Origin of the sequence: Rhodococcus sp. Z13, from assembly GCF_025837095.1 — a bacterium.
GTDB classification, from domain to species: Bacteria; Actinomycetota; Actinomycetes; order Mycobacteriales; family Mycobacteriaceae; genus Rhodococcus; species Rhodococcus sacchari.
This window is the reverse complement of record NZ_CP107551.1, coordinates 1,032,713-1,053,052: the sequence shown is the minus strand read 5'-3', so window position 1 is coordinate 1,053,052 and position 20,340 is coordinate 1,032,713. Positions and strand designations below refer to the sequence as shown.

Annotated in this window: 17 protein-coding genes, 2 tRNA genes, 1 pseudogene and 1 riboswitch; of the genes and pseudogenes, 7 read left to right on the top strand and 13 right to left on the bottom strand. The window is 70.4% G+C overall.

The window, feature by feature from the left end; all coding sequences use genetic code 11:
• The first annotated feature begins 169 nt into the window (after nucleotides 1-169).
• A riboswitch (TPP riboswitch) is annotated at nucleotides 170-266 on the top strand.
• A gap of 63 nt (nucleotides 267-329) precedes the next feature.
• Genes OED52_RS04960 through OED52_RS04950 form a run of 3 tightly spaced genes read left to right on the top strand, consistent with a single transcriptional unit; the run spans nucleotide 330 to nucleotide 2,897 of the window.
• Entirely contained in the window at nucleotides 330-1,337 is a 1,008-nt protein-coding gene (locus tag OED52_RS04960) for an ABC transporter substrate-binding protein (RefSeq protein WP_413247715.1), read from the top strand.
• Entirely contained in the window at nucleotides 1,309-2,103 is a 795-nt protein-coding gene (locus tag OED52_RS04955) for an ABC transporter permease (RefSeq protein WP_264153571.1), read from the top strand. Before OED52_RS04960 ends, OED52_RS04955 begins: the two co-directional genes overlap by 29 nt.
• A gap of 20 nt (nucleotides 2,104-2,123) precedes the next feature.
• A complete protein-coding gene (locus tag OED52_RS04950) occupies nucleotides 2,124-2,897 on the top strand; it encodes an ABC transporter ATP-binding protein (RefSeq protein WP_264153570.1) in 774 nt (257 codons plus the stop codon).
• Here the strand turns inward: OED52_RS04950 and OED52_RS04945 are convergent.
• Entirely contained in the window at nucleotides 2,873-3,958 is a 1,086-nt protein-coding gene (locus OED52_RS04945) for a lipase family protein (RefSeq protein ID WP_264153569.1), read from the bottom strand. The genes OED52_RS04950 and OED52_RS04945 overlap by 25 nt on opposite strands.
• 390 nt (nucleotides 3,959-4,348) lie before the next feature.
• On the opposite strand from OED52_RS04945, the gene OED52_RS04940 reads away from it, so the two are divergent.
• Both OED52_RS04940 and OED52_RS04935 read left to right on the top strand, forming a co-directional pair.
• Nucleotides 4,349-5,338: a linear amide C-N hydrolase gene (locus tag OED52_RS04940; RefSeq protein ID WP_264153568.1), complete on the top strand. Its 990-nt coding sequence runs from the start codon at nucleotides 4,349-4,351 to the stop codon at nucleotides 5,336-5,338.
• 14 nt (nucleotides 5,339-5,352) lie between these two features.
• Complete coding sequence (locus OED52_RS04935) at nucleotides 5,353-6,963, top strand: MFS transporter (protein WP_264153567.1); 1,611 nt, start codon at nucleotides 5,353-5,355, stop codon at nucleotides 6,961-6,963.
• A 67-nt stretch (nucleotides 6,964-7,030) separates the two neighbouring features.
• Here the strand turns inward: OED52_RS04935 and OED52_RS04930 are convergent.
• Nucleotides 7,031-7,104, bottom strand: a tRNA-Leu gene (locus OED52_RS04930).
• Nucleotides 7,105-7,670: 566 nt separating this feature from the next.
• On the opposite strand from OED52_RS04930, the gene OED52_RS04925 reads away from it, so the two are divergent.
• Nucleotides 7,671-8,915: a lipase family protein gene (locus tag OED52_RS04925; protein WP_264153566.1), complete on the top strand. Its 1,245-nt coding sequence runs from the start codon at nucleotides 7,671-7,673 to the stop codon at nucleotides 8,913-8,915.
• 63 nt (nucleotides 8,916-8,978) lie between these two features.
• Here OED52_RS04925 and OED52_RS04920 read toward each other — a convergent pair whose 3' ends face one another.
• The 11 genes and pseudogenes from OED52_RS04920 to OED52_RS04870 form a co-directional block, all read right to left on the bottom strand.
• A complete protein-coding gene (locus tag OED52_RS04920) occupies nucleotides 8,979-9,923 on the bottom strand; it encodes a Ppx/GppA phosphatase family protein (protein ID WP_264153565.1) in 945 nt (314 codons plus the stop codon).
• Entirely contained in the window at nucleotides 9,920-10,447 is a 528-nt protein-coding gene (locus OED52_RS04915) for a DUF501 domain-containing protein (RefSeq protein ID WP_264153564.1), read from the bottom strand. Before OED52_RS04915 ends, OED52_RS04920 begins: the two co-directional genes overlap by 4 nt.
• A complete protein-coding gene (locus OED52_RS04910; RefSeq protein WP_264153563.1) occupies nucleotides 10,444-11,145 on the bottom strand; it encodes an FtsB family cell division protein in 702 nt (233 codons plus the stop codon). The genes OED52_RS04915 and OED52_RS04910 overlap by 4 nt, the downstream gene beginning before the upstream one ends.
• Nucleotides 11,146-11,153: 8 nt before the next feature.
• A complete protein-coding gene (eno, locus tag OED52_RS04905) occupies nucleotides 11,154-12,440 on the bottom strand; it encodes a phosphopyruvate hydratase (protein ID WP_264153562.1) in 1,287 nt (428 codons plus the stop codon).
• 106 nt (nucleotides 12,441-12,546) lie between these two features.
• Nucleotides 12,547-13,266 carry a lytic transglycosylase domain-containing protein gene (locus OED52_RS04900; protein ID WP_264154581.1) on the bottom strand — a complete coding sequence of 240 codons (720 nt, stop codon included), beginning with the start codon at nucleotides 13,264-13,266 and terminating at the stop codon, nucleotides 12,547-12,549.
• Nucleotides 13,267-13,357: 91 nt separating this feature from the next.
• Nucleotides 13,358-14,014 (bottom strand): nucleoside triphosphate pyrophosphohydrolase, encoded by a 657-nt coding sequence (locus tag OED52_RS04895; protein WP_264153561.1) that lies wholly within the window; start codon nucleotides 14,012-14,014, stop codon nucleotides 13,358-13,360.
• Nucleotides 14,011-17,624: pseudogene (mfd, locus tag OED52_RS04890) on the bottom strand (transcription-repair coupling factor). The gene OED52_RS04895 and the pseudogene mfd overlap by 4 nt, the downstream one beginning before the upstream one ends.
• A gap of 80 nt (nucleotides 17,625-17,704) precedes the next feature.
• Nucleotides 17,705-18,328, bottom strand: coding sequence for a PIN domain-containing protein (locus OED52_RS04885; protein WP_264153560.1), 624 nt, complete (start codon nucleotides 18,326-18,328; stop codon nucleotides 17,705-17,707).
• A 50-nt stretch (nucleotides 18,329-18,378) separates the two neighbouring features.
• On the bottom strand, nucleotides 18,379-18,708 hold the full coding sequence (locus OED52_RS04880; protein WP_264153559.1) for a helix-turn-helix domain-containing protein: 330 nt from the start codon (nucleotides 18,706-18,708) through the stop codon (nucleotides 18,379-18,381).
• Nucleotides 18,705-19,346: a ScbR family autoregulator-binding transcription factor gene (locus OED52_RS04875; protein WP_264153558.1), complete on the bottom strand. Its 642-nt coding sequence runs from the start codon at nucleotides 19,344-19,346 to the stop codon at nucleotides 18,705-18,707. Before OED52_RS04875 ends, OED52_RS04880 begins: the two co-directional genes overlap by 4 nt.
• 79 nt (nucleotides 19,347-19,425) lie before the next feature.
• Nucleotides 19,426-20,034: a TetR/AcrR family transcriptional regulator gene (locus OED52_RS04870; RefSeq protein WP_264154580.1), complete on the bottom strand. Its 609-nt coding sequence runs from the start codon at nucleotides 20,032-20,034 to the stop codon at nucleotides 19,426-19,428.
• A gap of 193 nt (nucleotides 20,035-20,227) precedes the next feature.
• On the opposite strand from OED52_RS04870, the gene OED52_RS04865 reads away from it, so the two are divergent.
• Nucleotides 20,228-20,299, top strand: a tRNA-Gln gene (locus OED52_RS04865).
• The last annotated feature ends 41 nt before the right edge of the window (nucleotides 20,300-20,340 follow it).

Genomic DNA, 20,340 nt, shown 5'->3' with positions numbered 1-20,340 from the left:
GGTCCACGCGCGGGGGAGGTGAGCATGGACCCCACGGCCCCGCCCGTCGGGGGGAGGTGGGCGAGGGCCGTCATCTCCTTGATCGAATCGGTCGTGTGCGACGTTACGGACATTTCGTATGACCGGTCGGCGGCCCTCCCGGACCGGCGATGGACAGTGCTATCGTCGCGTCCGTGACACGGGGTGCTCCGCACACGCGGGGCTGAGATCACACCCGTCGAACCTGATCAGGTAATGCTGACGAAGGGATGTCCCGGCATGTTCGTGCCTTTCCGACCTTTCATGCGCCGGAGCACCGGCCACCCGTCCACCGACGCCTCCCCGCTGTCGTGATCGCCCGCCGGCTCGCAGGGGCATTCGCGATCGCGGTCGCGCTCACCACGCTCACGGCGTGCTCGAGCGCGGACGACGGCGACACGATCCGTTTCGCCCTGGACTGGACCCCCAACACCAATCACACCGGGTTGTACGTGGCGCTGCAGGAGGGCCTGTTCGCCGATGCGGGACTCGACGTCGAGGTCCTGCCGTACAACAACGCCACCCCCGACACGCTCGTCGACGCAGGCAACGCCGAGTTCGGGATCTCCACGCACGCGTCGTCGACGTTCGCCCGGGCCGCCGGGTCGCGGACCGTCGCGGTCCTCGCACCCCTGCAGCACTGGGCGACGGCGATCGCCGTGCGCGCCGACGATCCCGAGATCACCCGGCCGGCGGATCTCGACGGCAGGATCTTCGCGGGCTTCGCGAATCCCGGGGAGACCGAGATGCTCGCCGAGGTGATCCGCAACGACGGGGGCCGCGGCGAGTTCGAGGAGGTCACTCTCGGAACCTCGTCGTACGAGGCGGTCTACTCGTCGACCGCGGACTTCACCGTGTCGTATCTGGCCTGGGAGGGCCTCGAGGCCGAGCACCGCGGCCTGCCCATGCGGTACTTCCGGTTCACCGACCACGGCTTTCCGGACGCCTACGCGATCGTCGTCGACGGCAACGAGGACTGGATGACCGAGCATCCGGACGAGGCCCGGGCCTTCGTGCAGGCGCTACAGGAGGGCTACCGCATCGCCGCCGACGATCCCGACCGTGGCGCGAAGGCCCTGCTCGACGCCAACCCCGGCGCCTTCCCGGACGAGGCGCTCGTCCTCGAGAGCCAGCGCATGCTCGCCGCCGAGTACATGCGCGACGAGAACGGTGAGGTGGGGTCGCTCGACGCGGACCGCTGGGCGGAGTACGCCCACTTCCTCTACGACAACGGCCTGCTGGCGGGACCCGACGGTGCACCGCTGAGCGTCGAACCCGATTGGTCGACCTATGTCACCGACGACTACCTCCGCAACTGAACCCGCCACCCGGACCCGGCGCCTCGTGCCGGCCCTGCTGGTCGCTGCGGCGCTCGTCGCCGTCTGGCAGCTGTACGTGTCGGTGAGCGGGATCCGGCCGCAGGTGCTGCCCTCCCCCGTCCGCGTCGTGGAGCAGGGCTGGGCGCACCGGTCCGTCATCGCCGGGCACGCCTGGGCGACCCTGCAGGTCACGTTCGTCGGGTTCGCGGTGTCGCTGACCCTCGCGTGGGCGCTGGCGATCGCGGTGGACTTCTCCCCGTGGTTGCGGCGGGCGTTCGTGCCGCTGTTCGTGGTCTCGCAGACCCTGCCGATCGTCGCCGTCGCACCGCTGATGATCATCTGGTTCGGTTTCGGGTTGCTGCCGAAGATCCTGGTGGTCACCCTGGTGACCTTCTTCCCCGTGGCGATCGGGCTGATCGAGGGGTTCGCGGCGGCCGATCGGGAGGCCGGATCGCTGCTGCGCAGCATGGGGGCGTCGCGGTGGCAGCAGTTCCGCTACGTGCGGTTGCCGGCGGCGCTGCCCCGTTTCTTCACGGCGTTGCGGATCGGGATCACCTACGCGGTGGTCGGGGCGGTGTTCGCCGAGTACGTCGGCGCCAGTTCCGGTCTCGGCATCTTCATGAGCACCCAGAAGAACTCCTTCCGGACCGATCTGGTGCTCGCGGCGGTGGTGGTCACGGCGGTGCTGTCGCTCGTGCTGTACGCGCTGACCTATCTCGCCGAACGACTGATCGCGCCCTGGGCGCTGGGGCGGAGCCCCCGATGAGTGCCGGGGCGGAGCCCCCGATGAGTGCCGTCACCGTCACCGCTGTCGACCGGTCGTACGGTGACCGAGCCGTTCTGGACGGCGTCGACTTCTCGGTCGAGCTGGGCGAGTTCGTGTCGTTGATCGGGCCGAGCGGGTGCGGGAAGTCGACGTTGTTCTCGCTCGTCGCCGGGCTCGAACGTCCCGATTCCGGTGAGGTTCTCGTCGGTGGTGCGCCGGCGGCGCCGGGGCGTGCGGCCTTGATGCCGCAGAAGGATCTGCTGTTCCCGTGGCGCAGCGTGCTCGACAACTGCGCGCTCGGCCTGCAGGTGCAGGGCGTGTCCCGGCGCGAGGCGCGGGCCCGGGCGCGGGAGTTGTTGCCCACTTTCGGTCTCGCCGGGTTCGAGGACGCAGCGCCGGGTCGCCTGTCGGGCGGGATGCGGCAGCGCGCGGCGCTGGCCCGCACCGTGCTGCAGGGCCGCGACGTGCTGCTGCTCGACGAACCGTTCGGGGCGCTCGACGCCCTGACCCGCACCGAGATGCAGTTGTGGTTGCAGAAGGTGTGGCAGGAGCACCGCTGGACGGTGCTGATGGTGACGCACGATGTCCGCGAGGCGGTGCTCCTGTCCGACCGTGTGCTCGTCCTCGATCCCCGCCCGACCCGTGTGCACCACGAGGTGCGGGTGACGCTGCCGCGTCCGCGTACGGCGGAGACGCTCGCGACGAGCGGGTTCGTGGCGCTCGAACAGGAACTGCTCGAGCATCTGCACGGTTCGCGCCGTGCCGACGATCAGCGCAGGATGCTCTCCAGGTAGTCGCCGATCTCCGGGGTGGACTCTGCGAGTCCCTCGACATGCCCGGCGACGGGCAACCGCAGGTCGAAGTCCTCTCCCGCGAGCGCGAGATCGGCGGCGAACCAGAAGGTCAGTGGCGGCGGCACCACGGTGTCGGCCAGGCCCTGGACGATCATCACCGGCCGGTCGAAGCCGTCGACGTCGATGGCGAAGTAGTCGGAGATCGCCTGCTCGACCGGGGTTCCCGCGATGGGACGTGCGAACAGGTCGCCGACGTACACCCCCGCCAGCCGCTGACGGAACTCCTCCATCGGCAGGGCGTCGGCCTGCTCGACGAGTTCCAGCCCGAGGGGCGTCATGTACTGCGCCAGGTCGAGATCCGGGCGCGAATCGTGGAGCCCCGCAGCGATGTACGCCATGTACAGGGTGAGTCCGTCCACCCGCAGCGGCGGGAACTCCGGCCCGGCGATAGCGGTGAGGCGGTCCAGGTTGGTGGGCGGACCGCTCGCGAAGGTGCCCCGGAAGTCGAGGTCGGGGGCGTAGTCCGCGGCGCGGGTGGCGGTGGCGAGCGCCGCGTGCCCGCCCTGGGACTGTCCGGCGACCGCCCATACCCGGGAGGCGTCCGGGATCAGTTCCCGTGCCGCCACCACCGAGTCGACGACGTTGTGGGCGGCGACGTCCGCGTTCAGGTAGGGGTGCACGCCCGGCGTGCCGAGCCCTGCATAATCCGTTGCCACGACGAGGAATCCACGTTTCAGCCAGTCGCCGTAGAGATTGCGGTAGATGTCGTACTGCACGCCGGTCCGGGAGGGTGCGTCCGCGTCGGTCATCCCGACCGTGCCGTGCGCCCACGCGACGATCGGCCACCCGCCCGGCGGCGCCTCGCCCTCGGGCACGAAGATCTGCGCGGTGGACACCCCCTCCGCCCCTTCGGTGCGGTAGGTGAAGGTGACGACCTCCGAGGCGCCGGGCACCTCGGTGGAGGGCGCTCGCGTCTCCGACCCCTCGACGACGACTCGGCCGTCGACCGGCGCGGCCTGCGCCACGCCGGTCGCGGCGGAGAGTGTCACCGCCGCGGCCACGAGTAGTCCTGCCGGCCGGCCGGAGCCCCGACGCATCCGATCACACCTTTCGATAGATCCGGTAACCATCCGAGCGCCGACCCTAGCGAACCGCGCTCCGCTCGTGGGGTGCTTCGATTCGGACATTCCGGACACACGCTACGTCCTCGGTCATCCGCTGCGGCGATCGCGGTCGTGGATGACGAGCGGGCGCGCGGACACGTTCGGACCCGAGTCGGTGAGGTGAATTTTCCGGGTTAATTCCGAAACGAAATTCGGGCGATTTCCCAGCACGACCGCAAGTGCACGACGAAACGCCCTGCAACCGCGAGATATACGGCGTCGGATGGTGTTTGCTCGACGGTGAATATACGGGCAATTCCGTTTCCGATACGACCGGAGGAGGACGTCATGTGTACCAGAGTGGTGTGGCCGGATGCCGCAGGAGCCGTTCTCGTCGGTCGCAACATGGACTACCACCGCGACACCGGCACGAATCTCTGGCGCCTCCCCCGCGGTCTCGAGCACGACGACGGGGTCGGTGGGTCGCTGCACTGGACGTCGCGGTACGGCAGTGTCGTCGCGGGCGCCTTCGACATGATGTCGGTGGACGGGATGAACGAGGCCGGGCTGGCCGGGCACATCCTTTGGCTCGCGGAATCGGACTACGGCACCTTCGACCGGTCGCGCCCGGCGTTGAGCATGGCGATCTGGCTGCAGTACTTCCTCGACAACTTCGCCACCGTCGCCGACGCCGTGCAGTGGATCGACGAGACCGAGGTGCAGGTCGTGCCCCTCGGCGACCCGGCCACCGGTGAGGTCCCGGCCGTCCACCTCGCTTTGGACGACGCGACCGGCGACTCCGCGATCATCGAGTACATCGACGGCAGACCCACCGTCTGGCACAGCCGCGAGTACCTCGTGATGACCAACTCCCCCACCTACGACGAGCAACTGAAGCTGCTGAAGGACGTCGAAGGGTTCGGCGGCACCAAGCCGCTGCCCGGCACGACGCTCGCCGCCGACCGGTTCGCCCGCGCCGCCTACTACGTCGGCCGTCTCCCCGAACCGAAGACGCAGGTGGAGGCGGTGGCCGGGATGTTCAGTGTCATCCGCAACGCCGCCCAGCCGTTCCGCATCCCCGACCCGGACAAACCCTATGCGTCCCAGACGATCTGGCAGACCGTTGCCGACCTGACGAACAAGCGGTACGTCTTCGACTCGACCACCCGCCCCAACGTGCTGTGGATCGACCTCGACAAGCTGGACTTCTCCGAGGGAACGCCCGCGGGGAAGCTGGACCTGCTGGGCGACACCTCGCTCGAGGGCGGGCTCGCGGGCAACGTCTCCAGCCGTTTCGAGGACACCGCACCCATGCAGTTCCTCACCCTGCAGGCCTGACCCGGGAGGCACGGATGACCACGGAGGATCAGGAATCGGTCGCGACGCCCCCGGCACCCGCGAAGACCACCTGGCTGCCCCTGGCGCTGGTGTGCTGCACCGGGCTGGTCTCGGTGTTCAACGCCTCGGTGCTGCCGATGGCGATCAGTGCGATCGTCGAGGGCCTGGGCACGACCGTCTCCCACGTGCAGCTGGCGATCGTCGCGTACGGCATGTTCGTCGCGGCGTTCACGGTCACGGGCGGCAAGATCAGCGAGGTGCTGGGCGCGCGGAACACCCAGCTGCTGGGGCTGACCCTCTACGGAGCAGGCCTGCTGCTCTGCCTTCTGTCGCAGGACGTCTCGACGCTGATCGCGGGTGAGGCCCTCGCCGGTCTCGGTGGCGCACTGCTCGTGCCCAACGCCCTCGCGATCATCGGTCAGGCGTACACGGGCACGCAGCGTACCGTCGCCGTGTCGGTCCTGTCGGGCACGACCGGCATCGGTGCCGCGCTGGCCCTGCTGGTCGGCGGGTTCCTCGTCCAGACCTGGGGATGGCGCGCCCCGTTCCTCCTGATGCTCCTCATCGTCGCGGCGACCATCGCGATCGCGCTCCGGACGAGACTGCCCCGCCACACCTTCGAGGGGTCGGTGGACCGGGTGAGCATCCTGCTGTCCGCCGCCGGGGTGCTGCTGCTGGTCGCGGCGATCAACCAGATCGGTTCGTGGGGTCTGCTCCTCGCGGCCGAGGGCGCACCGGTGAGCATCCTCGGGCTGTCGCCGGTGCTGGCGCTGCTCGTCCTCGGCGGGCTGGTACTGCACGCCTTCGCAGCGCGGCAGTACTCGCTGAGCGGCGGCGACCGGACTCCCCTCCTCGACCCGCAGGTCTTCGGTTCGGGCCCCAACCGCGCGTGCCTGTCCGGACTGATCGCCGTCAATCTGTTGATGGCCGGCGTGAGCTATCTGCTGCCGCTGTACACGCAGATGGTGCTGGGCAAGAGCCCGACCGGATCGGCCGCGATGATGGTGCCGATCTCGCTGGCGGCGCTGGTGTCGGCGGCGGGAACCCCGGCCCTGATGCGGCGGTTCGCCGTCCGCCCGCTGTTGACCGGCGCCCACCTGCTCGCCTCGACGTCGGTCATCCTGCTGGCGCTGACCATCTCGAACCAGTGGTCGAGCGCGTGGACGTGGCTCAGCGAGATCACCCTGGGCCTCGGCATCGGTGTCGGGCTCAGCGCCGGCGCCGCGTTGCTCATGGAGTCGAGCCCGACGCATCTCGCCGGGGAGATCGGCAGCGCGCGGGGCATGGCCAACTTCCTCGGCCTGTGCACCGGCACCGCCGTAGCGGGCGCGGTCCTGATGTCGGTGCTCGCCTCGGCGGCGTCGACGCGGATCGCCGACGACCCGGACATGTGGGCGGGCACCCGGATCGAGATCAACACGAGCTCGGTCGGTTTCGTCGAGAACGAGGACCTCCGTGGCCGCCTCGCCGGCCTGGAGCTGACCCCTGAGCAGCTCGACCGGGCGGTGGAGATCAACGTCGAGTCGCGGCTGGTGGCGTTGCGCGCGAGCCTGTGCGTTCTGGGTCTGGCGGTGCTGCTGCCGGTCGTGACGTTCCGCCACCTTCCGGGACGCAAGGAGGAGTGACCCCGACGCTCCCGATGGAAAAGACGGATACACCCCGCCGGAAGGGGTGTATCCGTCTTCTTCGTTGTGCCCCCAGTGGGACTCGAACCCACACTTTGCGGATTTTAAGTCCGCTGCCTCTGCCAATTGGGCTATAGGGGCGTGGGCAACAGAGTAGCGGCAGGTCGCCGTGACGGGCGCCTCGGGGGCACGGGATCCGAACATGTTTTCGTGGACATCCCGTGCAGCCCTGCCCCAAGATCATCGCCACAACCGAGCAAAGGTGCCCGCCGCGGGCTTGGACCCTCGCGACCGGCGGATGTCCGACTGTCGAGGAGTCGAACGTGGCACAGCATACCCATGCCCATCCGCAGGGTGGTATCAGACGCGGCCCCCGTGTGGCCGCCAACTTCACCATCCTGACGGGAATCGGACGATGCACGTCCACGGCTGACTGCCGCTGTGGCGCTCGCTCCCTGTTCCGCACCCGGCCCTTCCCCGACCTGCGGCCGGTGCGACGAGTACGGCCGGCTGCCCGACGACGGGTTCGGCCGTTCGGTCCGCTGCGCCTGCCGACGACCCGTCGCGGCCTGAATCGTCCGCGCCGAGTGTGTAACTCGCATTAACGGCCGAACACACCATATGGTCTGTTCCGGCCCTGCGAGGAACCCCCACCGACCAGCGTCACCGCGAGGTGTGCTGTTCGGAGCAATCGAGAAAGACGAGGAATGCGCTCGACCACCACACCACCCCTGGCGCAGCGGATCCGGACCGCCCTGACGGCTGCCGTCGTGGCGGCCGTCCCCACCCTGATGGCCGTCCCGACGGCACACGCCGACAACATCGTGTACCCGGCGGCACTGCAGGATTCGTTCTACAGCGCCCCCGACGATCTCGCGTCGCGACAACCCGGGGACGTGCTCGCCGCCCGCGTCGTGCCGCCACCGCTGGGCTTCCCCGGGACCGACGCGGTACAGCTGAAGTTCCGGTCGACGGACTCGTCCGGCGACCCGATCGCGGCGGTGACCACCGTGCTGTCCCCGCGCGACGCGGCACCCGGCCGGCCGCTGGTGTCCTACCAGGCCATCATCAATTCGCTCGGTCTCGAGTGCGCGCCGTCGAACGCACTGTACGCATCGAGCCTGATCGACGGCATCCGTGAATCCCCGGGCCTGCTCATCGCCATCCAGCGGGGCTGGTCCGTCGCGGTGCCCGACCATCTCGGGCCGAACAGCGCCTACGGTGCCGCGAAGGTCGGTGGGCAGATCACCCTCGACGGAATCCGTGCCGCACAACGCCACTCGGCGCTCGGCCTCGCCGACAGCCCCGTCGGGATCGCGGGCTACTCGGGTGGCGGCATGGCGACGGCGATGGCGGCCGCGCTCGCCCCGACCTACGCGCCCGAGCTGAACATCGTGGGCAGCGCCTACGGCGGGGTACCGATGAACATCGGGGCGATGGCCCACGAACTGGGTGCTTCGGCACATCCGGCCTTCGGGCTCGCAATGGCCGCCGCGCTGGGTCTCGAACGCGAGTACCCGGAGCGGATGCCCGTCTCCGACCAGCTCAACGACCGGGGCAGAGCTCTGCGCGACCGGATCGCCAACGCCTGCACCAACGACATCCTACTGTCCGGCGCGGGCATGAGCATGGCCGACGTCGCGGACGCCGCCACCGGGCTGTCGCTGCTGGAGAGCTCCTCGGTGCGTGGGGTGCTGGACGAGAACAGCGTCGAGTTCGTGCCCACCGTCCCCAACGCCCCCGTGTACGAATGGCATTCACCCACCGACGCGCTGATCCCGCTGCAGTCGATCGACACCACCCTGCGCCGCTACTGCGAGGCGGGGGTGCCGGTGCGGTCGGAGCTGGTGCCGAGTCCCGATCACATCACCGCAGCGGTGATCGGGTTGCCCGGTGCGCTGGACTTCCTCGACGCGCGGTTCGCCGGCGCCGCACCGACGTCGAACTGCTGAGAAAGTGAGATCCGGTGTTCTCGACTGCGCATGAGGCAGTCGAGAACACCGGATCGGAAAGAACTAGCGGGCCACCGATATCGCGATGCCGTCGAGGATGTCGTGCTCGCTCACGACGAGCTCGTCGATACCCGCACGACGGCCGAGTTCCTCGGCGAGGACGGTGGTGATGATCGAGCCACCGCCGATGACGTCGACGCGGCCGGGGTGCATCGGGCCGAGCGCGGCGCGTTCCTCGCGGGTCGCGGCGACCAGCCCGTCGCACACCTGCCGCAGCCGCCCGAAGGAGACGGTGGACAGGTGGATCTTCTCCGGGTCGTATTCCTGCAGCCCCTGGGCGAGCGCCGAGAGTGTCGTCATGGTGCCGGCGACCCCCACCCAGGTGCGGGCCTGCTCGACCGGGACGCGCTCGAGTGCCTCACGGATCTTCTCCTGTGCGAACTCGCGTGCAGCAGCGACCTGTTCGGCGGTCGGCGGGTCGTCGTGCAGGCAGCGTTCCGTCAGCCGCACGCAGCCGATGTCGGTGGAGTACGCCGCGTGCACCCCCTCGGTGTCGCCGAGCACGACCTCCGTGGAACCACCACCGAGATCGACGACGACGAAAGGCCCACGGGCCGGGTCGAGTTCGCCGACCGCACCGGAGAACGACAGGCGTGCCTCCTCGTCGCCGGTGATGACCTCCGCCTCGGCGCCCGGGATCACGGCGCCGAGCACCTCGCGGGTCATCGCGAAGAAGTCCTCACGGTTGCTCGCGTCGCGGGTGGCCGACGTCGCGACCATACGGACCGCGGTGGCCCCCGTCTCGCGGATCAGGTCGGCGTACTCCACCAGCGCCACGCGGGTGCGTTCGATGGCCTCGGGAGCGAGACGGCCGGTGGCGTCGACGCCCTGACCGAGCCGCACGACCTTCATGAGCCGGGTGACGTCGGTGAGGCTGCCGTCCTCCGCGAGGTCGGCGATGAGGAGGCGGATCGAGTTGGTGCCGCAGTCGATGCCGGCGACCCTCACTGCGCTTCTCCGCGCAGTTCGGCGTAGGTGGGCCAGTCGGCGGGGATCGCCGTGCCGCGCAGACCGGCGTCGGCGGCCAGGGCGACGGACTCGTCACCGAGCGGGTTGACGCCCGGTCCCTTGGCGAGCGAGTGCGCGATCAGCACGTGCAGGCACTTGACGCGTTCGGGCATGCCGCCCCCGGTGAAGTCGGTGCCGAGGGATTCGATGGCGTTCCGTTCGGCGAGGTACGACTCGTGGGCGCGCCGGTAAGCGGCGGCGAGCTCCTCGTCGTGGGCGAGCCGCTCGGTCATCTCCTTCATCACCCCGGCGGATTCCTGCCGGCTCGCCTCCGCGGTCAGCCGCGGATCGGTGAGGTAGTACAGCGTGGGGAAAGGCGTGCCGTCGGGCAGCTTCGGTGCGGTCTTGACCACTCCGGGTGCGCCGTCCGGGCAGCGGTAGGCGATCGCGAGGACACCGCGGGGGGTGCGCCCGAGCTGGGCGGCGACGGCGTCGAGGTCTTCTTGCGTGACGTGATCGGTCACCCGGGAACAACTCCTGGTTCTGGGGGTGCCACCGGCATCTGCTGGGGCACCGGTTCGGGCTCGGGTTCGGGCGCCGGTTCGGCCACCGACAGCCACAGGTCGCTGTACCAGGTACCGGTGGTCGGCCGTTCCGGTTCGCGCCTCTCGCGTTGAGGCGGCCCGTCGCCGGGCAACTGCACCTGATAGGGGATGTCGCCGGGCATCACGAACCGCAGCCGCTCGCGGGCCTGGGTGCGGACCCAGGCCGGGTCCTCCATCTTGGCCTTCTGGTCCTCGAGGGCCGCGATCTCCTGTTCGAGCTGCTCGCGTTCCGCGGCGAGCTGTTCGGCCTCCGAGCGCTGACCGACGTAGGTGCGCAGCGGCACCGCGAGGGTCAGGGCGAGGCCGCACACGACGAGGGCGAGCACCACGGCACGGCCGGTGGACAGGCCGAGGAAGGTGCGTTCGGTGCGGGTCCGGCGGGGCTCGCGGGGCGCGCCGACCCGCCGCGGCCGGGCACGGCCCGAGCTGCCGGGCCGGCCCCGCGACGAGTGGACGGGGTCCTCGCGACGTGCGGGCCGAGCGCCCGCGTTGTCGGTGGTGTGGTCGGCAGGGGCGGTAGATCCCGTGGGACGGGCCCGACCCGGGCGCCGGGCAACGGCCGCACCGTCGGTGCGGGTACGGCGGGCGCCGGGACGGGATCTACCGCGCTGACTCATGCCTGCTGTCAGCCCTCGGCGGAGAACCGCGGGAAGGCGAGCTCGCCCGCGTAGCGAGCGGCGTCACCGAGCGACTCCTCGATACGCAGCAGCTGGTTGTACTTCGCGACGCGCTCGGAGCGGGCCGGGGCGCCGGTCTTGATCTGGCCGCTGCCGACGGCGACGGCGAGGTCGGCGATGGTGGTGTCCTCGGTCTCACCGGACCGGTGGCTCATCATCGTCTTGTAGCCGTTGCGGTGCGCGAGGTCGACGGCGTCGAGGGTCTCGGTCAGGGTGCCGATCTGGTTGACCTTCACCAGCAGCGCGTTGGCGGCGCCGCGGACGATGCCGTCCTCGAGACGCTCGGGGTTGGTGACGAACAGGTCGTCGCCGACGAGCTGCAGCTTGCTACCGAGACGCTCGGTCAGGGCGACCCAGCCCTCCCAGTCGTCCTCGCTCAGCGGGTCCTCGACGGAGACCAGCGGGTAGGCAGCGAGCAACTCCTCGTAGAAGTCGGCGAGCTCGTCGGCCGTGCGGTTCTTGCCCTCGAAGGCGTAGCCGGTGCCCTCCGTGTAGAACTCGGTGGCGGCGACGTCGAGAGCGAGCGCGACATCGCTGCCCAGCTTCAGGCCGGTCTTGCCGATGGCCTCGCTGATGAGGTCGAGGGCCTCCTTGGTGCCCGCGACGTCGGGAGCGAAGCCGCCCTCGTCGCCGAGGCCGGTGGCCAGGCCCTTGCTCTTGAGCACGGACTTGAGGGAGTGGTAGACCTCGGCACCCCAGCGGAGGGATTCCTTGAAGGTCGGGGCGCCGATCGGGGCGACCATGAACTCCTGGACGTCGACGCCCGTATCGGCGTGGGCGCCACCGTTGAGGATGTTCATCATCGGGACCGGGAGGATGTGGGCGTTCGGGCCGCCGACGTAGCGGAAGAGCTCGAGTCCGGACGACTCGGCACCGGCCTTGGCGACGGCCAGCGACGCGCCGAGCAGGGCGTTCGCGCCCAGGCGGCCCTTGTCGGGGGTGCCGTCGGCGTCGAGAAGGGCCTGGTCGACGGTGCGCTGCTCGGTGGCGTCGAGACCGATGATGGCCGGGGCGATCTCCGAGAGAACGGCCTCGACGGCCTTCTCGACGCCCTTGCCGAGGTAGCGGTCGCCGCCGTCACGCAGCTCGACAGCCTCGTGCTCGCCGGTGGAAGCACCCGACGGCACTGCAGCGCGGGCGAAGCTTCCGTCCTCGAGCAGCACCTCGACCTCGACCGTGGGGTTGCCACGGGAGTCGAGGATTTCGCGGGCTCCTACCTGCTCAATGATGGCCACTGGCTGATTCTCCTTCGATGGACTTTCACGCTGCGGTGTCTGCACGCTGGGGACAGCCTAACGGTCGCGACCAGGGCCCGAGGCACCACTCGCCCTGGAACGTCCGTCACGGTCGCACGCCGACGCCGTAAGCGGCGGCCCGATCGCGGACCAGCATCAGATAGTCGGACGAGTAGTTGTAGGCCATCAGCGCGCGGGTCCAGCCCTCGGCGGTGGTCAGGTCTCCCCCGCGAGCGCACAGATAGCGGCCCGCCGTGAGGGCCGCGTCGTCGATGTTGTCGGGGTCGGCGACGCCGTCGCCGTTGGCGTCGACGCCCCAGTTCTCCCAGGTCTCAGGGATGAACTGCATCGGCCCCATGGCCCGGTCGAGGAGCGGGTCGCCGTCGAGGCGGCCACCGTCGGTGTCGCGGATCTCGGCGACCCCGGGCCGGCCGTCGAGCGGGATGCCGCGGATGGCCGGGGAGACGGTGCCGTCGGCGGCGAGGCTCGCCCCGTCGTGCTGTCCGTGGCGGCTCTCGACGCTGCCGATACCGGCGAGGGTGGTCCAGGCCAGGCCGCAGCCCGGATCGCCGGCGGCGAGGACGGCGGCGGCGTGCCCGTAGGCCTCGAGGGCCGTCACCGGGATGCCGAGCTGCTCGGCCTGCGGCTCGGCCCATTCCCGCAACAGCGCCGCGGTGCGCCCGGGACCGTTGACGTCGATCGGCGGGACCGGGGTGCCGGGGACCGGCGGGACCCCCTCGGGGATCTCGATGCGCGGCTGCTGCGGGAGGCGGGGGACGTTCTGCACCGCCAGGACGACCACGGCGATCAACGCTCCGAAGAGCATCAATGGCCACAGCCGGTGTCGGTTCTGTCGTTCGGACGGCACCCTTCCATATTCCATACGGGACGAATGGTGCACGTGAGCGCGTCCGCGGTCAGTTCGGCCAGTACCGCTCCCAGGCCTGCGCGTCGAGGCCGCCGTGGGGCACACCGTCGGCGTGGGCGGCCCGCTCCGCCGCCCGGACGGTCTCGGCGAAACGCATGGTCGCGCTGCGCAGCGCGGCCTCCGCTCCCCCGTCGCCGGTGATGCTCACCGTCCGCAGCTCGGCCGGGATCAGGTGGTCGGGCAGACCCGCGCGCCGTGCACGTTCGACGACCTTGTCGGCCAGCGACAGCGCCGGCTGGGCGGTGGCGATGCCGTCGAGGCAGGACGGTCGGGCCTTCTCGGCCTTCTTCGCGACCTCCCAGGCCTGTTCCTGCTCGGCGACGTCGAGGGGGCCCTCGTGACCGTTGGTCAGGTGGGGGCTGCGCGCGGCAAGCTTCGCGACGAGGGTCGCGGCGACGTCGTCGATGGTGAACCGCCCGGCCGCCTCGGCGATCCGCGAGTGGAAGAGCACCTGCAGCAGCAGGTCGCCGAGTTCCTCGCGCAGTTCGTCGGGGTCGCCCGAGTCGATGGCGTCGAGGACCTCGTAGGTCTCCTCCACGAGATACCGCCGCAGGCTCTCGTGGGTCTGGGTGACCTCCCAGCCGCTGAAGGACCACAGCCTGTCCATCACCTCGGCGGCCTCGCGCAGGGACGGGTAGTCGTTCATGCGTTCACCGGGATCTCACCGGACAGGTCCACCGAGCCCTGCGGTTTGCCGTCGAGGGCGAGCAGGAAGTCGGCGATGTACTGCAGCAGCGCCACGTCGCGCATCCGGTCGGAGCCGACACCGCCGGTCCGCGGGATCGGCAGCTGCACGAGTCCGCTGGTGGGCCGGTACTGCGAGGCCGGGTACAGCCGCTTGAGGCGCATCTGCTTCGAGTCCGGCAGGTCCATCGGCGAGATCTTGATCTGGGTGCCCACGACCGCGACCTCCTCGAGGCCGTACTCGCGGCACAGCAACCGCAGCCGTCCGACGGACACGAGGCGGCGCACCTCCTCCGGCAGCGGGCCGTAGCGGTCGACGAGTTCGTCGACGACCTCGGCGATCGCGGCGTCGTCGGTCGCGGCGGCGAGCTTGCGGTAGGCCTCGAGCCGCAGCCGGTCGGAGGCGACGTAGTCGGCGGGGATGTGCGCGTCGACGGGCAGGTCGATGCGCACCTCCTTGGGGGCCTCCTCGGTGGTGACGGGCCTGCCGTCGGCTGCGGCCCGGTACGCCTCGACGGCTTCGCCGACGAGCCGCACGTACAGGTCGAAGCCGACCCCGGCGACGTGACCGGACTGCTCGGCGCCGAGAACGTTTCCGGCGCCGCGGATCTCGAGGTCCTTCATCGCGACGGCCATGCCGGCGCCGAGATCGGAGTTCTGCGAGATGGTCGCGAGCCGGTCGTAGGCGGTCTCGGTGAGCGGCTTCTCCGGCGGGTACAGGAAGTAGGCGTAGCCGCGTTCCCGCGACCGACCGACGCGGCCGCGCAGCTGGTGCAGCTGCGACAGGCCGAGGGTGTCGGCGCGTTCGACGATGAGGGTGTTGGCGTTGGAGATGTCCAGGCCGGTCTCGACGATCGTGGTGCACACGAGCACGTCGAACTCGCGCTCCCAGAAGCCCTGCACGGTCTTCTCGAGGGCGTCCTCGTTCATCTGGCCGTGGGCGACGGCGACCCGTGCCTCGGGCACGAGATCACGGATCCGCTTGGCGGCCTTGTCGATCGAGCTCACCCTGTTGTGGACGTAGAAGACCTGGCCGTCGCGGAGCAGCTCGCGGCGGATGGCGGCGGCGACCTGCTTGTCGTTGTAGGCACCGACGTAGGTGAGGATCGGGTGGCGTTCCTCCGGCGGGGTGAGGATGGTCGACATCTCGCGGATGCCGGCCATGCTCATCTCCAGGGTGCGCGGGATCGGGGTGGCCGACATGGTGAGCACGTCGACGTGGGTGCGCAGCGCCTTGATGTGTTCCTTGTGCTCGACGCCGAAACGCTGTTCCTCGTCGACGATCACGAGGCCGAGGTCCTTCCAGCGGATGCCGGTCTGCAGCAGCCGGTGGGTACCGACGACGACGTCGACGGTGCCGTCGGCGAGACCCTCGATCACCTCGCGGGCCTCGGCGGCATCGGTGAAGCGGCTCAAGCCCTTCACGGTGACGGGGAACGACGCCATGCGTTCGCTGAAGGTCTGCAGGTGCTGCTGGGCGAGCAGCGTGGTGGGGACGAGCACCGCGACCTGCTTGCCGTCCTGCACGGCCTTGAAGGCGGCGCGCACCGCGATCTCGGTCTTGCCGTAGCCGACGTCGCCGATGACGACGCGGTCCATCGGGACCGGCTTCTCCATGTCGGCCTTGACCTCGGAGATGACGGTGAGCTGGTCCTGGGTCTCCGTGAACGGGAAGGCGTCCTCCATCTCCTTCTGCCACGGGGTGTCCGGGGCGAAGGCGTGGCCCGGGGAGGCCTGCCGCGCCGCGTACAGCCGCACCAGCTCGCCGGCGATCTCGCGAACGGCCTTGCGTGCCTTGCGCTTCGTGTTGGCCCAGTCGGAGCCGCCGAGCTTGCTGATCGACGGCAGCTCGCCACCGACGTAGCGGGAGAGCTGGTCGAGTTGTTCCATGGGGACGAACAGTCGGTCGCCGGGCTGGCCGCGCTTGCTGGGCGCGTACTCGATGACGAGGTACTCGCGGCGCGCGCCGCCGACGGTGCGCTCGACCATCTCGACGAACCTGCCGATGCCGTGCTGGTCGTGGACGACGAAGTCGCCGGCGTTCAGGGCGAGCGGGTCGACCTGGTTGCGGCGCTTGACGGGGGTCTTGCGTCCCTCGGTGACGACCCGGTTGCCGGTGAGATCGGCCTCGGTGACGAGCACCAGGCCGGGCACGACGTTGTCACCGTTGCCGGGCAGGACCATGCCGTCGTGGAGGCAGCCACGGAGCACACCGACCTGCCCGCGCACCGGTTCGGCGCCGGGCTCGAGTTCGGCGGCGGGGACCTCGTTCTCCTTCAGGCGTTCGAGGACCCGCCGGCGGTGCCGGCACCGGCCACGACGATCACCGCGCGACCGCCGGTGGTGACGTGCGCCCGCAGGTTCGCGAACAGCATCGACAGCAGTTCTTCGGAGCCGCGGACCTCCGGGGCGGGCTGGACGTCGACGACGACCTCGGTGTCGGAACCGGAGGCGAGCGGGCTCAGCGTCCACCACGGCCGCCCGGCCGCCTGCGCGGCCTCACGCACCTGCCGCAGCGACCGGTAGGCGGAGGCACCGAGGTCGATCGCCTTCCCGTCGACCCCGTTGAGGTTGGAGGTGTCGAGCGGGGCGGCACCGCCGATCGACGCCGCCGTCCACGACGCCTCGAGGAACTCCTGGCCGGTGCGGGCGAGGTCACCGGCGCGGGTGCGGACCTTCTCGGGGTCGCAGACGAGCACGTGGGTGCCGGCGGGCAGCACGTCGGTGAGCAGCTGCAGCTCGCCGGGCTGCAGCACGGGCAGCAGCGCCTCCATGCCCTCGACGGGGATGCCCTCGGCCATCTTGCCGAGCATCTCGACGAGCGCCGCGTCGGCGGGGTTGTCCTGCGCGAGCTGCGCGGCGCGGGCCTTGACCTCGTCGGTGAGCAGCAGCTCACGGCAGGGCGGGGCGACGACGACCGGGACGTCGACGTCGGAGATGGACCGCTGGTCGGCGACGGAGAAGCACCGCAGTTCGGTGATCTCGTCGCCCCAGAACTCGACGCGGACCGGGTGGTCGGCGGTGGGCGGGAACAGGTCGAGGATGCCGCCGCGCACCGCGAACTCGCCGCGCTTGCCGACCATGTCGACGCGGGTGTAGGCGAGCTCGACGAGTCGCTCGATCAGCTGCTCGAAGTCGAGTTCGGCACCGACCCGCAGCGTGACGGGTTCGATCTCCCCGAGCCCGGGAGCCATCGGCTGCACCAGCGAGCGGACGGTGGCGACGACGACCCGCAGCTCGGGGCCGAGGTCCCGGTCGTCGGGCCGGGCCAGGCGCCGCAGCACCTGCAGGCGGCGGCCGACGGTGTCGGCGCTCGGTGACAGCCGCTCGTGCGGCAGGGTCTCCCAGGAGGGGAACTGTGCGACGACCCCGCCGAGCATCTCGGTGAGTTCGGCGGTGAGGTCGTCGGCCTCGCGGCCGGTGGCGGTGACCACCAGGACGGGAACCTTCTCCGCCAGGGCCGCGGTGACGAAGGGGCGGACGGCGGGCGGAGCGACGAGCTCCTGCTCGGCGGAACCGGCGAGCTCGCCGATCCTGCGCAGTCGGTCGTCGGCCAGCGCGATCCGCGCCAATCCGGACAGTGGGGTGGCGGCCGGGGGCACAGCAGACAAGGGAGAGCGCTCCTGAGTGTGAGACGAGAACCTCGTCGAGTCTATTCCGGTCCCCCGACCGCGTCACCGCGGCGGGGCGCGCTTCCGTCACCGCGGCGGGGCGCGAGGAGATCGGCGCTGCTGTCACCGAGGGAACCCCGTGCCCAGTCGGACAACCGGGCGAGCAGCCCCTCGTCGCCGGGGTCGTCGCGGCGTTCGTCGGGGGTGAGCCAGCGGCGGCGCACCATCCGCAGCAGGGAGGCGCGGGTGCGGGCGGGGTCGGCATCGAGGGCGAAGGTGACGAAGGCGTCGGGGGTCCACGACTCGATCCCCGACCGTTCGAGGGCCGCGGCGATGGCGGGGTCGGTGGTGACGACGGCATCGGCGTGGCTGAGCAGCGCGACGGAGACGATGTGGGTCTCCTTGGGGTCGGTGACGTGCGGTACCTCGCGCAGCACCGTGGTGGGCCAGACGACGCGGGCGTCGGGGAAGGCACGGTCGAGTTCGGCGAAGAGGAAGTCGCGGGTGGGGCGCGGGAGTTCCGGTGGGAGTCGGCGGTCGACCTCGGCGATGATGCCGTCGCTCCAATAGGGTTGGTACAGCCCGTCTTCGGCGAGGGCCAGGGCCACGTCCCGCAGGCGGGGACGGGAGAGCATCGTCGCGCCGAGCACCACCCGAACCGGCATCGGTCCCCCTTCGTCGTCGAGAAAAGTCGGTTCCGCCCGGCCCGGCGGGATCAGAACGGGTCGTACAGCCCTTCACGGTGGGCGAGGTCGGCGAGATTGTCGAGCACCTCCGCGACGACCTGCGCCCGGCGTTCGGCGAGAGCGAGGACGTCGGAGCGAGCGACCCGGCGGTGCAGGCCGTGGAACTCCGCGGCGAGCGCGCCGGTGTCGACGAGACGGGCGACGTGCGCGCGGGAGCAGCCGAGCACGTCGGCGGCCTGCGGGATGGTGAGCAGGGCGGGGACGGTGCCGATGGTCACCGCGGTGTCGGGGCCGAGTTCGCCGAGCAGGTTCTCCAGCGCAGCGGGTGCCTCGCCGGCGGTGAAGGGCCCGAACCTCACGACTGGGTCCGCAGGCGGTGCTCGACGAACTGGGTGAAGTAGTCGAGCTTGCCGGGCGGCACCATCGCGGACAGGATCATCCGCCACATCACTCCGGTCTGCTCGGCGAGCCGTTCGGTCCAGCCGAGGGCGCTCGAGACGATGCGGGCGCCCATCGCCTGTTCGAGCATCAGGGTCGCCACGGGCTCGGGGTCGACGTGCGCGACGAGGTCGCCCTCCCGGGCGGCCCGGCGGCCGAGTTCCTCGAGCGTGCGCTGCCACACCTCGAAGGGCCGGTGCTCGGTGCCGCTGTAGTCGCCGATCTCGAACAGCAGACGGAACATGGCCCGCACCATCGGGTCGGTCGCGGACATGTCGACGTGCAGGACGGACAGGTCGATCATCGTCTCGAGGGCCGGCGACCGCCGGTCCATCTTCGTCTCGGCGGCGGCGGCGAAGCGCACGAATCCGGCGTCGATCACGCCGCGGGCGAGTTCCTCCTTGGACGCGAAGTGGAAGTACATCGCTCCCTTGGTGACGCCTGCCTCCCGGAGGATGTCGGTCAGATTGGCCTCGGCGTATCCGTCACGCGCGAACACCTGCGCGGCCCCCTGCAGCACCGCTTCGCGCGTGGCCTCCGCGCGTACCTGTCGTCCCACCGTCCCCGCCTTCTCGCTCCCTCGGTCCACAATAACGTTACTTACCTGTGACGTGGGAACGAACGGTGATCGGGGGTGATCATGCGGAGGGGGCGGGCGGATCACCGAGCTTCGGGTCGGCCTCCAGCGCCATCAGCCCGTTCCAGCACAGATTGACCAGGTGCGCGGCGACCTCCTCCTTCGAGGGGGTGCGCCGGTCGAGCCACCACGTCGCGGTGGTCGCGACCATGCCGACGAGGGCCTGGGCGTAGAGCGGGGCGAAGTCCGGGTTCAGGCCCCGCCGCGAGAAGTCACCGGACAGCAGCTCCCCCACCTGCCGCATCGCCTCGTTGAGCAGGCTCGAATAGGTGCCCTCCTCCGCGGACATCGGCGAGTCGCGCACGAGGATGCGGAAGCCGTCGGTGCGTTCCTCGATGTAGGTGAGCAGGGCCAGGGCCGCCCGCTCCACCCGGATCCGCGAGCGGTTGCGGGTCAGGCTCTCGGTGACCATCGACATGAGGATGGTCATCTCGCGGTCCACGACCACCGCGTAGAGACCCTCCTTGCCGCCGAAGTGCTCGTAGACGACGGGCTTGGACACCTGCGCCCGCTGGGCTATCTCCTCTATGGAGGCGCCCTCGTAGCCGCGCTCGGCGAACAGGGCGCGGCCGATCTCGATGAGTTGCTCCCGGCGCTGCGTGCCCGTCATCCGGATCCGCGGAGTGCGCTCGGTCCGCTTCTGCGACGCCTGCGACACGGGTCCTCCTTCGACGGGACGTACTGGGATCGTTCGACAGCCTATCCAGTCCCGACACCGCGACCCCCACGTTCGACCTCGACGCCTTCTCGTGCGAGGATCAGGGACGCACGCCTGCCGGCCGAGCGTCGCAGGGGTGTGGCGATCCGCCGTGGTGTAATCGGCAGCACCTCTGATTTTGGTTCAGATAGTTCAGGTTCGAGTCCTGGCGGCGGAGCGGGAACCATCCCGGGGAGCCGATGCTCCCCGTGTGCACGC